This is a genomic window from Stenotrophomonas sp. STEN054, assembly GCF_056854535.1.
Map to the genome: position 1 here is coordinate 60,929 of NZ_JBXFWG010000013.1, position 12,563 is coordinate 73,491.

Genomic DNA, 12,563 nt, shown 5'->3' on the forward strand with positions numbered 1-12,563 from the left:
ACTCGACGTGAGCGCGTTCAGGTTCCCGCAGGCGGTTTTCCTCAACCCGCCCCGCTTACGGCCGCTAACCCGGTGCGTGCCTTGCCACCGTGGGTTTCGATCCGCAGCTGGCAGGCGGCCGCGCGAGGGATCGCGCACCTGCGCGGTGCCGTCATGGTGCCGGTTGTCGTGAATTGCCTGCGGACCTGTCCATGCCTTCTTCCCGCTCTGCCGCTGCCCGTCGCCCGGGCAGCATCGCCCACAAGCTGATGCTGGGTACTGCTTCGATCGCGCTGCTCTGCTTCGGCATCACCGCCTTCCTCATCTACCGCCAGGCCAGTGCCAGCCTCGTCAATGCTTCGCGCCAGGCCATGGCCAGTGAAGCCGTCGCCGAAGCGCGCAAGGTGTCTGCCGATCTGGGCACGGCCTTCGCCAGCAACGATGCGATGGTGGAAACCGTGCTGGCCCAGCGTGCCCGCGGCGATGCCCCGGACCGCGCCGCCCTGGCCGCTGTCGTTGGCCAGCAGCTGCAGGCGCACCCGGAATGGGTGGGCAAGAGCACCATGTGGGAAGCCAACGCCTTCGACGGCAAGGATGCGGACTTCGTGAACACCGAGGCGCACGATGCCACCGGCCGTTACATGAGCTACTGGGCCTGGCAGGACGGCAAGCCGCAGCAGTCGACGATGACCGACTACACCGACAATGCATCGGGATCAGGTGACTGGTACATGGGGCCGAGCCGGGACAAGCTGCCCAAGGTCAGCGAGCCGTACTCGTACGCCATCGGTGGCCAGCAGGTGCTGATGAGCACGCTGAGCACGCCGATCGTGGAGAACGGCACCTTCCTCGGCGTGTTCACCGTCGATTTCTCGCTGGCGGCGCTGCAGAAGCACCTGGCGACGCTGACCCCGATGGGGGCGGGCCGGGTTGAACTCCTTTCGCCCAAAGGCGTGGTTCTGGCGGCGGCCAATGCCGCCGAGATCGGCAAGCCGCGTACCGATGTGGCCACCCGGCAGATGCTTGCGCAGATTGCCGAGGGCAAGACCTTCGAGGCGTTCGAGCCGGATGCCCAAGGCAACGTGCGCCTGTACGTCCCGATGCAGGTGGGCGATGCCCCGCAGCACTTCGCACTGGGCGTGGTGGTGCCGCACGCGGTGATCGTGGCCGAAGCCCGGCAGCTGCTGTGGCTGACCCTGCTGGTCGGCGTGATTGCTGCGCTGACCCTCAGCGCCGGCGTCTACGTGCTGCTGCGTCGCCTGGCCATCCGCCCGCTCGCCGAAGCCGTGCGCATCGCCGGCGACGTGGCGGCCGGCAAGCTGGATACCGCACTGCCGCCGCGCGGCAACGATGAAGTGGGGCGCCTGCTGGAGGCGATGCAGGGCATGCGCGGCACGCTGCAGGCGGTGATGGCGGCGCAGGCGGAAATGGCGCAGCGCCATGACGAAGGCCAGATCAGCTACCGCATGGATGCCAGCGCCTTCCCGGGCGAGTACGGCCGCATGGTGGCCGACAGCAACCAGCTGGTGGCGTCCAGCAACGCGGTCACCCAGCGCCTGGTGGAGGTGATGCAGCGCTACGCGGTAGGAGACCTCAGCGTGGACATGGAAGCCCTGCCGGGCGAGAAGGCCGTGTTCACCGCGGCCATGGCCACCACCAAGGCCAACCTGGGGGCGATCAACGAGCAGATCCAGCAGCTGGCCGCTGCGGCGGCAGCGGGTGACTTCGCGGTGCGCGGCGATGCGGAGCGCTTCGAGCACGACTTCCGCCGCATGGTCGAAACGCTCAACACCATGATGCAGGTAAGCGACCACAACCTCGCCGCGCTCTCCACGCTGCTGCGCGCGATTGCCGCCGGTGACCTCAGTACGCGCATGCACGGTGATTTCCACGGCGTGTTCGCGGTGATGCGCGACGATGCCAACAGCACAGTGCAGCAGCTGACCCAGATCGTCGGCCAGATCCAGCAGTCGGCGGCGAGCATCCGCCTGGCGGCCGGCGAGATCGCCTCGGGCAACAGCGACCTGTCGCGCCGCACCGAACAGCAGGCGGCCAACCTGGAAGAGACGGCGGCATCGATGGAGGAACTGACCTCCACCGTGCGCCAGAACGCCGAGCATGCGCAGCAGGCCAACAGCCTGGCGGCATCGGCGGCCGGTGTGGCCAGCGAAGGCGGGCAGGTGGTCGGCCGGGTGGTGCAGACCATGGAGCAGATCGAGAACTCCTCGCAGCGTATCGCCGAGATCATCTCGGTGATCGATGGCATCGCGTTCCAGACCAACATCCTGGCGCTGAACGCTGCGGTGGAAGCCGCGCGTGCCGGCGAACAGGGCCGTGGTTTCGCCGTGGTGGCCAGCGAAGTACGCGCGCTGGCGCAGCGCTCGGCGGGGGCGGCCAAGGAGATCAAGGGCCTGATCGACGCCTCGGTGGCCCAGGTCGGTGCGGGTGCGCAGCTGGTGCACGGTGCCGGCCGCACGATGCAGGAGATCGTCGGCCAGGTCGGCCGGGTGAACGACATCATGGCCGAGATCTCGGCGGCCTCGCGCGAACAGTCTGCGGGCATCGAGCAGGTCAACCAGACCGTGGTGCAGATGGACGAAACCACCCAGCAGAACGCGGCGCTGGTGGAAGAAGCCACGGCAGCCGCACGGGCGATGGAAGACCAGGCCGAGCAGCTGGCGGTGGCGGTGTCGCGCTTCCGCCTGCAGGCCGACGCCACGGCGGCAGCGAAGCTGCGCGCGGCCTGACGTCGCAGGCGACGACGCCCGGCCGGAGGCGGGCATCGTCAGTGCGGCCTGCCGGGCGAGGGCCCGGGGTTGGCAGCGGCTTAGAACATGCCTTCGAAGGGGTTCCAGCTGGCGCGGCCCTGTACCTTCTCCACGTAGTAGCTGTAGTTGGTGCTGGAGGCCACCAGGAAGTTCAGGGCGAAGAACAGGGCGCGGCCGACGATGTCCGGCAGCATCAGGGTGATCACAGCCAGGGCGATGTTGATGCCGATGACGACCAGCGCCTTGCGCCACATGCCCAGGATAAGCAGGTAGATCGCGCCAAAGAACAGGGCGAAGAAATTGATGTTGATCTTCAGCCGGTCGCCGAAGGAAAGCGCCTTCCAGGCCTGCTTGAATCCCGGTTCCTTGGGCGCACCGTGCTGCTGGAAGAAGTTGAAGCGGAACTGCCACTTCGGGCTGTACTGCGAGAGATCGACTGCATTCATGGATAACGACATCCGTGTAAGAAAACGTTTTCAATGATAACTGCGTCACATTCAGCCAGCGAGTGCGGGCCATCAGAAATGTGACGCTCAACCAGTCAGGGCATTGCGCCCGTGCTTCACGCCGTCACCCGCCCTTCCTGCTTTTAGGATAGGGTGCGCAGTTCCGCTGCCGCTCGGGCCTGGCTCTGGCGCGTTGGCGGGATGTCTTCGGAGGTTGCATGACCACACCTGTTACACCGGAAAACGCACCCGGACCGGTGCTTCTGCCGACACCTGAAGTGGTGCAGGCGCAACAACTGCTCGCCCGCCAGCAACTGGTGGTGGCGATCGACCGCGCGCGCGCGGCGGCAAGCCGCGATGCCGCGACGCCTGCGCCCCTGACCTGACCGGCGATCTCGAGGTGATGGGTGCCAACCTTGGTTGGCACGCTTTTGCGCGGGCGGCTGCCGCTATGCCGGACCCGCATTTGAGATTGATTCTCATTTTGCACGATCCAGTTCCAGCCCCCCGTACGGGAGGGCGGCATGCCTGAGCCTGCCATCCCCTGCACTTTGCTGAATGGGGGGAATGTGCGCGCTGGCCCTTCGCGTCCGGCTTACGTTTTCCCTCTTATGCTGGGCCGCATTTTCGATTCCGCCGCGTTGGAGATCGTGTGGGTTCCGGTAGTGACAGACATCTACTGCGCGGCGTGACGCCGTCGCAGGCAGGACAAGTGCGGGCGCCGGGAATGCGCGCGGGGGACCCTGATGCATGCCGCCTGGCCAGGATGGCCAGCCACGCTGTCTGGGCAGAGTAGACGCGATGGAAGCTCAAACCACCTCCCACGCCGGCCCGGGCAACCCCGAGCTGGATGCCGGCTGGGCGCTGTTGCCGCCCGAAGCCCCCTTGCAGATGCCCGAGCAGACCCTGCGCGAAGGCAAGCTCAAGGTCCCTCGTCACCGCACCTCGCCGCGCATGATCAAGCTGCGCCGCCTGTACCTCTTCGGTGGTACTGCGGCGATGACCGCCGTGGCCACGCGGATGATGTGGCGGGTGCTGTCGACCAACGGCATCAGCGTGCTCGAGGCCTGCCTGCTGGTGCTGTTCGTCGGCCTGTTCGCCTGGATCGCGCTGTCCTTCGCCAGTGCCGTGGCCGGCTTCCTCACCGCCGTGTTCGACCGCGGTTACCGCCTGGGCATCGACCCGGACAAGCCGTTGCCGATCGTGCACAGCCGTACCGCGCTGCTGATGCCCACCTACAACGAAGACCCGCGACGGCTGCTGGCCGGCCTGCGCGCGATCTACGAATCGGTGGCCGCCACCGGGCAGCTGGAACGCTTCGATTTCTTCGTGCTCAGCGACACCCGCCGCGAGGACATCGCCCGCGCCGAAGAACTGGTCTTCAACGAGCTGCGCGAACTGGTGCCCGATGGACGGGTGCGCCTGTTCTACCGCCGCCGCAGCGACAACGGTGCACGCAAGGCCGGCAACATCGCCGACTGGGTGCGCCGTTTCGGCGGCGCCTACCCGCAGATGCTGATCCTGGACGCCGACAGCCTGATGACCGGCGACAGCATCGTGCGTCTGGTGGCCGGCATGGAACACAACGCCGACGTCGGCCTGATCCAGACCTTGCCGTCGGTGATCGGCGGCCGCACCCTGTTTGCCCGCATGCAGCAGTTCGGCGGCCGCGTGTACGGGCCGGTCATCGCCCGCGGCGTGGCCTGGTGGCACGGCGCCGAGAGCAACTACTGGGGCCACAACGCGATCATCCGTACCCGCGCCTTCGCCGACCAGGCCGGCCTGCCGGCATTGCCCGGCCGCAAGCCGTTCGGCGGCCACGTGCTCAGCCACGATTTCGTCGAAGCCGCACTGATGCGCCGGGGCGGCTGGGCCGCGCACATGGTGCCCTACCTGGGCGGCAGCTACGAGGAAGGCCCGCCGACCCTGACCGACATGCTGGTGCGCGACCGCCGCTGGTGCCAGGGCAACCTGCAGCACGGCAAGGTGGTCGGCAGCCGCGGCCTGCACTGGATCAGCCGCGTGCACATGCTGATCGGCATCGGCCATTACTTCACCGCGCCGATGTGGGGCATGTTGATGCTGATCGGCATCGCCATCCCGCTGTTCCAGGAAGGCATCGATTTCAACGCACTGCTGCACCTGTCGCCCAGCGTCTACTGGCGTGCGCAGGACGAGGAGCAGGTGGTGCGCCTGTTCGGCGCGACCATGGCCGTGCTGCTGCTGCCCAAGGTGCTGGGCTACCTGGCGATGCTGCTGGACCCGGTGGACCGCCGTGGCTGCGGTGGCGCCTTCCGCGCGTTCGTGTCGATGCTGGTGGAAACCGTGCTGGCGGCGCTGATGGCGCCGGTGGTGATGTACGTGCAGTCGCGTGGCGTGGCTGAAGTGCTGTCCGGCCGCGATTCCGGATGGGATGCGCAGCAGCGCGACGACGGCGGCATTTCCTGGATGGCGCTGATCCGCGGTTACGGCGGGCTGGGCGTGTTCGGTGCCTTCATGGGCATGCTTGCCTGGGCGGTATCGCCCTCGTTGGCCGTGTGGATGGCACCGGTGGTGATCGGCATGGTGCTGGCCATTCCGGTGGTCGCGCTGACCTCCTCGCGTGGCCCCGGTGGCCTCCTGCACCGCTGGGGGCTGCTGGACATCCCCGAGGAAAACACGCCGCCGCCCGTGCTGGTGCGTGCCGCCGAACTGCGCCGCGAAGCCGCCGAGCAGCCGCCGCTGTACTGATCGGCCCATGGCGGCGGCATAATGCGGCTCGAACTTGAAGGAGCCGCATCATGCTGCAAACGGTGGAACAGGAAACCGGCGCCTCGCCGCAATGGTCGGTGATCTGGCTGCATGGCCTGGGGGCCGATGGCCATGACTTCGCGCCGATCGTGCCCGAGCTGGTGCGCCCGCACTGGCCGGCGCTGCGCTTCGTGTTCCCGCATGCACCGGTGCGGCCGATCACGATCAACAACGGCGTGCCGATGCGCGGCTGGTACGACATTGTCGGCATGGATTTCCGTTCGCGTGCCGACATGGCTGGCGTGCGTGAATCGGTGGCCGAGCTCGATGCGCTGATCGCGCGCGAGATCGCGCGCGGCGTCGCCGCCGACCACATCTTCCTGGCCGGTTTCTCGCAGGGTGGCGCGGTCATCCTCAGCGCCGCACTGGAACGCACCGCGCCGCTGGCCGGCCTGATCGCCCTGTCCACCTACCTGCCCGATGCCGAAGCGGCCCGCCGCATCGACGGCGCCGTCGACGTGCCGGTGTTCATGGCCCACGGCAGTGGCGACCCGGTGATTCCGCTGGCGGTGGCCGAGCACAGCATGCAGGTGCTGGGCACGCTGGGCCTGTCGCTGCAGTGGCAGCGTTATCCGATGGCGCACCAGGTCTGTGCCGAAGAGATCCAGGCACTGGGCGACTGGCTGCAGGAACGGTTGGGCGTGGCCTGAACCATGGCAGCCAGCGCCAGCCCGCCGTGGATGCCGGAACTGTGCCGCCTGCCGCGCGTGCTGGCGATGCTGGGCCTGGCCGAACTGGTGGTGGTGGTGCTGGCCTTGGCGCCCGATGGCAGCCGTCACTGGACGCTGGGCGAGCTGGCCTCGGCCAGTGGTTTCGCGTTATGGCTTTCGCTGGCGGTCAGTGCCTGCCTGTGCCTGCTGCGGCGGGCACTGTCGACCCTGCCGGAGGTGCTGGGCGCGCTGCTCGCCATCGCCCTGTCGGCGCTGATCGCCGTGGCGTGCGCCGGCGTCGTCCATGCCCTGTACGCAGTGCTGGGTGACAACTTCACCCGCGGCATCAGCTTCTGGCGCTTCACCCTGGGCAGTGCCGCGACCACGGCGCTGATCACTGCGCTGGCGCTGCGCTACTTTTACGTGAGTGACCGCTGGGCCGCGCAGGTGCAGGCCAACGCGCGCGCCCAGGCAGACGCACTGCAGGCGCGCATCCGCCCGCATTTCCTGTTCAACAGCATGAACCTGATCGCCAGCCTGCTGCACCGCGACCCGGCCGTGGCCGAACGCGCGGTGCTGGATCTGTCCGATCTGTTCCGCGCCGCGTTGGGTGCCGGCGAGGGTGATTCCACCCTGCAGGCCGAGTGCGAGCTGGCCGAGCGTTACCTGTCGATTGAATCGCTGCGCCTGGGCGAACGCCTGCAGGTGCGCTGGCAGCGCGAGGAACCCCTGCCCTGGGATCTGGCGCTGCCGCGCCTGGTGCTGCAGCCGCTGGTGGAAAACGCGGTGCTGCATGGCATTTCGCGCCTGCCCGAGGGCGGCACCATCGAATTGCTGCTGGCCTGCAGGAACAATGAGCTGCAGATCACAGTTCGCAATCCAGCGCCGGATCCGCAGGCCCCGGGGCTGGCCCTGGCGCGGGGCGCGGGCCATGCGCAGCACAGCATCGGCCACCGGCTGGCGTGGCGCTTCGGTCGTGCCGCGCGGATGACGGCCGGCTGGAGCGAAGGCTACTATGCCTGCCAGGTGACAGTGCCTATCCAGTGAGGGAGTGAGCGTGAGGGTAGTCATCGCCGATGACGAACCGCTGGCCCGCGAGCGCCTGCGCAGCCTGTTGGCGGCGCAGGAGGGCATCGACGTGGTGGCCGAGGCCGGCAACGGCGAGCAGGCCCTGCACGCGTGCGCGGAACTGCAGCCGGACCTGGTGCTGCTGGACATCGCCATGCCCGGGCTGGATGGCCTGGAAGCCGCACGCCACCTGGCCAGTTTCGAACCGCGGCCGGCGGTGGTGTTCTGCACCGCCTACGACGCGCACGCGCTGTCGGCGTTCGAGGCGGCGGCGATCGATTACCTGATGAAGCCGGTACGTGCCGAGCGTCTGGCCGCGGCCATCGCGCGCGCGCGCACGTTCCTGGCCGGCCGCGGTGGCCAGCCCGAGCACAGTGGTGGCCAGGCCCGCAGCATGCTGTGCGCGCGCCTGCGTGGCAGCCTGCGCTTGATTCCGCTGGACGACATCCACTACCTGCAGGCCGAAGAGAAGTACGTGGTGGTGCACCATGCGCGCGGCGAAGACCTGATCGAGGAATCGCTGAAGTCGCTGGAAGAGGAGTTCGCCAGTCGCTTCGTGCGCATCCACCGCAACTGCCTGGTGGCCCGCCATGAACTGGTGGAGCTGCGGCGCGGCGTGGGCGGGCAGGTGCAGGCGGTGCTGCGGCATGGCAAGCAGCCGCTGGAAGTGAGCCGGCGGTGCGTGGCTATGCTGAAGCAGGAACTGCGGCATCTGTGAGTTTTTCCGCGCGGCCTGCGGCCGCGACTGCTTTCAGATCAACATCAAGATCAACGGCAACAGCGGGTTGGTGGGCTCGCTGTTTATACGTGCTGGGTCGGGGGGGGGGGGGGGGGGGGGGGGGGGGGGGCGCCGCCCCCCCCCCCACCCCGGCGGGGGGGGCGGGCCGCGCCCCCCCCGCGCCCCCCCCCCCCCCCCCCCCCCCCCCCCCCCCCCAACCCTCTCGTTCTCTCCCTGCATCGGACGGCAGGAGCAGAGCAATGTTGTTATCGGAGGGAGAGAAATGTAGAGCCGCGCCATGCTCGGCTTCGAGCGAAGCGACCCGCTGTTGCTCTGCTCTTCTTTTGATTCTCCGTGGCTGGCGCACACAGAAACTGTCAGAGGCCGGGTGGGTGGGTTGCGCAGGGGCGTGAGCCGCATGGATGCGGCGACCGAGCTTACAGGGACGTACTTGCAGCGTCCCCTGCGCGGCCCACCCACCCGGCCAACTCACGAAGCTAGTCGACTGCCAGTCGACTCTACTGCCAGCCACGAGGGGCTCCGCCGTTGGCCGTATCCCGCCGATAGGCGCGATAATGTCGGCATGGAAACCGTCCGCATCGCCACCCGCAAGAGCCCGCTCGCCCTCTGGCAGAGCGAACACGTCGCCGACCGCCTGCGCCAGGCTTACCCCGGCCTGCACGTGGAACTGGTGCCGATGAGCACCCGCGGTGACGAGGTGCTCGACCGCTCGCTGGCGGCCATCGGTGGCAAGGGCCTGTTCCTGAAGGAGCTGGAGCTGGCCATGCTGCGCGGTGATGCAGACTGCGCTGTGCATTCGCTGAAGGATGTGCCGATGGAACTGGATGCGCCCTTCGCGCTGCCGGCCATGCTGACCCGCCACGATCCGGCCGATGGCTTCATCTCCAACCTGTACGCCTCGCTGGATGCGCTGCCCATCGGCGCGCGCGTCGGTACGTCCTCGCTGCGCCGCCAGGCCCAGTTGCGCGCGCTGCGCCCGGACCTGCAGCTGCTGGACCTGCGCGGCAACGTCAACACGCGGCTGGCCAAGCTCGACAACGGTGGCTACGACGCCATCGTGCTGGCCGTGGCCGGGCTGGAACGGCTGGGCCTGGGCAACCGCATCGTCGCCCGCCTGCAGCCGCCGCAGTGGCTGCCGGCACCGGCGCAGGGCGCGGTGGCGGTGGAATGCGATGGTGGCAACGCGCGGCTGATGGAATTGTTCGCGCGCCTCGATGACGCCGATACCCGTGCCTGCGTGGAAGCGGAGCGCGCGATGAACCGCGCGCTGCACGGCAGCTGCCATGTGCCGGTGGCGGCCATCGCGCAGTGGCAGGGCCAGGACCTGCACCTGCAGGGTATGGTCGGCAGTGCCAGTGATGGCCGCGCGGTGCGCGCCGAAGCGGTGGGCCCGGCCAGTGATCCGGAAACGCTGGGCCAGCAGGTGGCGAAGATGCTGCTGGATGACGGCGCAGGCGAGCTGCTGAACGTCTGAACCGCGACTCTACACATGTAGAACGGGCGCCCTGGGGCGCCCGTTTCTCATTTGAACTTGTAGACCACGTTCATCGTGGTCAATGTATCGGTCCTGCGCTTGTCTTCAGCCACGTCGCTGTTGTAACGGGCCTGCCAGCCGGCCTTCAGGGCCAGGTGCTCGTTCATGCTCACCGACACGCCGAAATCGTTCTGGCCGAAAGTGTTGTACGAGCCCGATTCGACCAGCAGGTTGTTGATCAGGTCGGTGTTGGACGTGATGGCGTACTTCAGTTCGAACTGGCCCTGGCCGATCAGACCGGTGCGGGTGCGGTCGTCTTCGGTGCTGTGGGTGCGGCTGACACCCGGGCCGATCAGCGCGTCGAAGGAGAACTTCTCGGTGTTGAACAGGCGGGTACCGTAGCCCAGGCCGAACGAGCTGCGACGATCATAGGTGGCGAAGTCATCGCGCTCGGTACGCACCTTGGCGAACAGCTGGCGGTGTTCGCCAAGCTGCAGCGCGCTGCCGGCGGCGCCGGTGTAGCGGTTGGCCGTGGTGTTGTCGCGGCGGGTGGTGGTGCCGTCGTCGGCGGTCTCGGTTACTTTGGAGCTCGAGCGCAGGCCGAACAGGTCCATGGTGTGCACCCAGTCGCCATCGGTATAGCGCAGGCGCAGGGCGCCGTTGAAGCTCTCGGTGCTGCTGTTGCCGCTGGCGGCGGCAAAGCCCAGTTCGCCACCGCTGCCACTCCACGGCGACGTCATCGCCGCCAGTTCGGAGGCATCCTGGGCATACGCCAAGGGTGCGCACAGCAGCAGGGGCACAAGCAGGGACACGCGCAGGGACATCAAGGCTTCTCCGAAGCGGTTATCAGCCCGTGATGATACTGGAAGCACCCTGACCATCAGAACGGGTCGGCAACGGCGCTTCAGCAGGCGTTACCGCCATCGCCCATTCAGGGGAGGTCGATGCGCAGCGCAGGGTCGTTGAAGCGCGAGTAGCGCAGGCGCAGCTGGTACGGACGCCCCTGGGTGCTGCCGTTGCGCACGATCTGCCGCGGCAGTCCCTGGTCGTCCACCCAGTACTCCAGGCGCTCGCCGGCGGCACCGACCAGCCGGTAATGGCGGGTATCGACGCCGTCCAGCGACTGCCGGCCCAGATCCTCGGCCTGCAGCGGGGCCGCCGGGGCATCGGCGGGCAGCGGGCTGCGCCACTGTTCCAGCAGGCCGGGCGGAGTCGGCACCTGCTGGATCGCGCCACCGGCCTGCAGGAACATGGTGTCGCCGATGATCGTCTGTGTCCCGGCCGGAGTGTGCAGCCGGAAGCGGTCGGGGGCGACGAAGTCCATCGCGCTGTGCACCGGCTGGGCCGCACCCAGCACGTCCAGCTCGGCGTGGAAGCTGCGCATTCCGGCCAGATGCTCGCTGGCCACGCGCACCGCCTGCGCCGGATCGGCGGCCGCGGCGGCCGGCACCGGGGCAGGGGCCAAGGCCGGGCCTGCAGCGGGGGCCGTGCCAGCCTCAGGTGCCGGGGCGCGATCACAGGCGGCCAGCAGCAGGCAGGCCAGCAGGGGCAGGGCAGGCAGGCGGCGCATCGGGCGTTCCATGGGGGCAGGGGCGCCCACGATAGCCCAAAGCTCCCGCACAACGCCCGCGACTCGGACATAATCGGGGGCATGGACCGATACGAACGAATCACCGCCCTGCATCGTCTGCTCAAGTCCGCGCGCTATCCGGTGACGGTGGCGACCCTGCAGGACAAGCTCGGTTGTTCCCGTGCCACCGTCTACCGGGATCTGGCCTTCCTGCGCGACGCGCTGATGGCGCCGATCGAGGGCGACGGCGAGGCCGGCTTCCGTTACCAGGCTGACGAAAGCGACCGCTTCGAACTGCCCGGGCTGTGGCTCAGTTCGGAGGAGCTGCATGCCCTGCTGGCCTCGCAGCACCTGCTGGCGCGGACCGGCGGCGGCGTGCTGTCGTCGGTGCTGGCGCCGCTGCAGCAGCGCATCGAAAGCCTGCTGGCGGCGCAGGCCGGCGTCTCCGACTGGCCGGTCGACCGGGTCCGGGTCATTCCGCACCGCGGCCGCAAGTTCGATGAAGGCAGCTTCCGCACCGTCGCCTCGGCCGTGCTGGAGCGCAAGCAGCTGGCGTTCGAGTACCGCGCCCGTTCCACCGACGAATCGACCCGGCGCACCGTGTCGCCGCAGCGCCTGACCCACTACCGCGACAACTGGTACCTGGATGCCTGGGACCATGATCGCGACGCCCTGCGCAGCTTTGCGGTGGATCGCGTGCACAAGGCGCGGGTGGTCGACAACGGCGCCCGCGACGTCGCCGAAACCGAGCTGGACGAGCAGCTGGGTGCCAGCTACGGCATCTTCTCCGGCCCGCCCAAGGGCTGGGCGACCATCCTGTTCAGTGCCAAGGCCGCGCGCTGGGTGGCCGACGAACACTGGCATTCCAAGCAGCAGGGCCGCTTCCTGCCCGATGGCCGCTACGAACTGAAGGTGCCCTACAGCGTCTCGCGCGAGCTGCTGATGGACGTGCTGCACTACGGTTCCGATGCCGAGATCGTCGAGCCGGTGATGCTGCGCGAGCAGGCCAAGGCGCTGCTCAGCCTGGCCCTGACCAACTACGAACCTTCCTGATCCCTCCCCCGAGAGACCCGTTGCCC

The 12,563-nt window shown here is 68.3% G+C and carries 11 protein-coding genes; 8 read left to right on the top strand and 3 right to left on the bottom strand.

The window, feature by feature from the left end; all coding sequences use genetic code 11:
- Positions 1 to 191 precede the first annotated feature (191 nt).
- The gene (locus AC1VXD_RS07335) at positions 192 to 2,726 is read left to right on the top strand and encodes a methyl-accepting chemotaxis protein (RefSeq protein ID WP_482991506.1); all 2,535 of its coding nucleotides are present in this window, start codon (positions 192 to 194) and stop codon (positions 2,724 to 2,726) included.
- Between the two features lie 80 nt (positions 2,727 to 2,806).
- Here the strand turns inward: AC1VXD_RS07335 and AC1VXD_RS07340 are convergent, their stop codons facing one another.
- Complete coding sequence (locus AC1VXD_RS07340) at positions 2,807 to 3,193, bottom strand: DUF2628 domain-containing protein (RefSeq protein WP_150453064.1); 387 nt, start codon at positions 3,191 to 3,193, stop codon at positions 2,807 to 2,809.
- Positions 3,194 to 3,411: 218 nt separating this feature from the next.
- On the opposite strand from AC1VXD_RS07340, the gene AC1VXD_RS07345 reads away from it, so the two are divergent.
- From AC1VXD_RS07345 to hemC, 6 genes are all read left to right on the top strand, one after another.
- The gene (locus AC1VXD_RS07345) at positions 3,412 to 3,579 is read left to right on the top strand and encodes a hypothetical protein (protein ID WP_482991507.1); all 168 of its coding nucleotides are present in this window, start codon (positions 3,412 to 3,414) and stop codon (positions 3,577 to 3,579) included.
- A 415-nt stretch (positions 3,580 to 3,994) separates the two neighbouring features.
- Complete coding sequence (mdoH, locus tag AC1VXD_RS07350) at positions 3,995 to 5,923, top strand: glucans biosynthesis glucosyltransferase MdoH (RefSeq protein ID WP_482991508.1); 1,929 nt, start codon at positions 3,995 to 3,997, stop codon at positions 5,921 to 5,923.
- Positions 5,924 to 5,973: 50 nt separating this feature from the next.
- A complete protein-coding gene (locus AC1VXD_RS07355) occupies positions 5,974 to 6,633 on the top strand; it encodes an alpha/beta hydrolase (RefSeq protein ID WP_482991509.1) in 660 nt (219 codons plus the stop codon).
- Between the two features lie 30 nt (positions 6,634 to 6,663).
- Positions 6,664 to 7,680 (top strand): sensor histidine kinase, encoded by a 1,017-nt coding sequence (locus tag AC1VXD_RS07360; protein WP_482991531.1) that lies wholly within the window; start codon positions 6,664 to 6,666, stop codon positions 7,678 to 7,680.
- A 10-nt stretch (positions 7,681 to 7,690) separates the two neighbouring features.
- The gene (locus AC1VXD_RS07365) at positions 7,691 to 8,419 is read left to right on the top strand and encodes a LytR/AlgR family response regulator transcription factor (RefSeq protein ID WP_482991510.1); all 729 of its coding nucleotides are present in this window, start codon (positions 7,691 to 7,693) and stop codon (positions 8,417 to 8,419) included.
- 583 nt (positions 8,420 to 9,002) lie between these two features.
- Positions 9,003 to 9,914, top strand: coding sequence for a hydroxymethylbilane synthase (gene hemC, locus AC1VXD_RS07370; RefSeq protein WP_482991511.1), 912 nt, complete (start codon positions 9,003 to 9,005; stop codon positions 9,912 to 9,914).
- Between the two features lie 47 nt (positions 9,915 to 9,961).
- Here the strand turns inward: hemC and AC1VXD_RS07375 are convergent, their stop codons facing one another.
- Positions 9,962 to 10,738, bottom strand: coding sequence for a DUF481 domain-containing protein (locus tag AC1VXD_RS07375; RefSeq protein ID WP_367380429.1), 777 nt, complete (start codon positions 10,736 to 10,738; stop codon positions 9,962 to 9,964).
- Between the two features lie 107 nt (positions 10,739 to 10,845).
- On the bottom strand, positions 10,846 to 11,484 hold the full coding sequence (locus AC1VXD_RS07380; RefSeq protein WP_482991512.1) for a hypothetical protein: 639 nt from the start codon (positions 11,482 to 11,484) through the stop codon (positions 10,846 to 10,848).
- Positions 11,485 to 11,565: 81 nt separating this feature from the next.
- On the opposite strand from AC1VXD_RS07380, the gene AC1VXD_RS07385 reads away from it, so the two are divergent.
- Positions 11,566 to 12,537 (top strand): helix-turn-helix transcriptional regulator, encoded by a 972-nt coding sequence (locus AC1VXD_RS07385; RefSeq protein ID WP_482991513.1) that lies wholly within the window; start codon positions 11,566 to 11,568, stop codon positions 12,535 to 12,537.
- Positions 12,538 to 12,563: the final 26 nt, after the last annotated feature.

Excerpts from the sequence above, each read along its gene's own strand:
- AC1VXD_RS07335 (WP_482991506.1), top strand. The coding sequence starts at position 192 with ATGCCTTCTTCCCGCTCTGCCGCTGCCCGTCGCCCGGGCAGCATCGCC.
- AC1VXD_RS07340 (WP_150453064.1), bottom strand. The coding sequence starts at position 3,193 with ATGAATGCAGTCGATCTCTCGCAGTACAGCCCGAAGTGGCAGTTCCGC.
- AC1VXD_RS07345 (WP_482991507.1), top strand. The coding sequence starts at position 3,412 with ATGACCACACCTGTTACACCGGAAAACGCACCCGGACCGGTGCTTCTG.
- mdoH (WP_482991508.1), top strand. The coding sequence starts at position 3,995 with ATGGAAGCTCAAACCACCTCCCACGCCGGCCCGGGCAACCCCGAGCTG.
- AC1VXD_RS07355 (WP_482991509.1), top strand. The coding sequence starts at position 5,974 with ATGCTGCAAACGGTGGAACAGGAAACCGGCGCCTCGCCGCAATGGTCG.
- AC1VXD_RS07360 (WP_482991531.1), top strand. The coding sequence starts at position 6,664 with ATGCCGGAACTGTGCCGCCTGCCGCGCGTGCTGGCGATGCTGGGCCTG.
- hemC (WP_482991511.1), top strand. The coding sequence starts at position 9,003 with ATGGAAACCGTCCGCATCGCCACCCGCAAGAGCCCGCTCGCCCTCTGG.
- AC1VXD_RS07375 (WP_367380429.1), bottom strand. The coding sequence starts at position 10,738 with ATGTCCCTGCGCGTGTCCCTGCTTGTGCCCCTGCTGCTGTGCGCACCC.
- AC1VXD_RS07380 (WP_482991512.1), bottom strand. The coding sequence starts at position 11,484 with ATGCGCCGCCTGCCTGCCCTGCCCCTGCTGGCCTGCCTGCTGCTGGCC.
- AC1VXD_RS07385 (WP_482991513.1), top strand. The coding sequence starts at position 11,566 with ATGGACCGATACGAACGAATCACCGCCCTGCATCGTCTGCTCAAGTCC.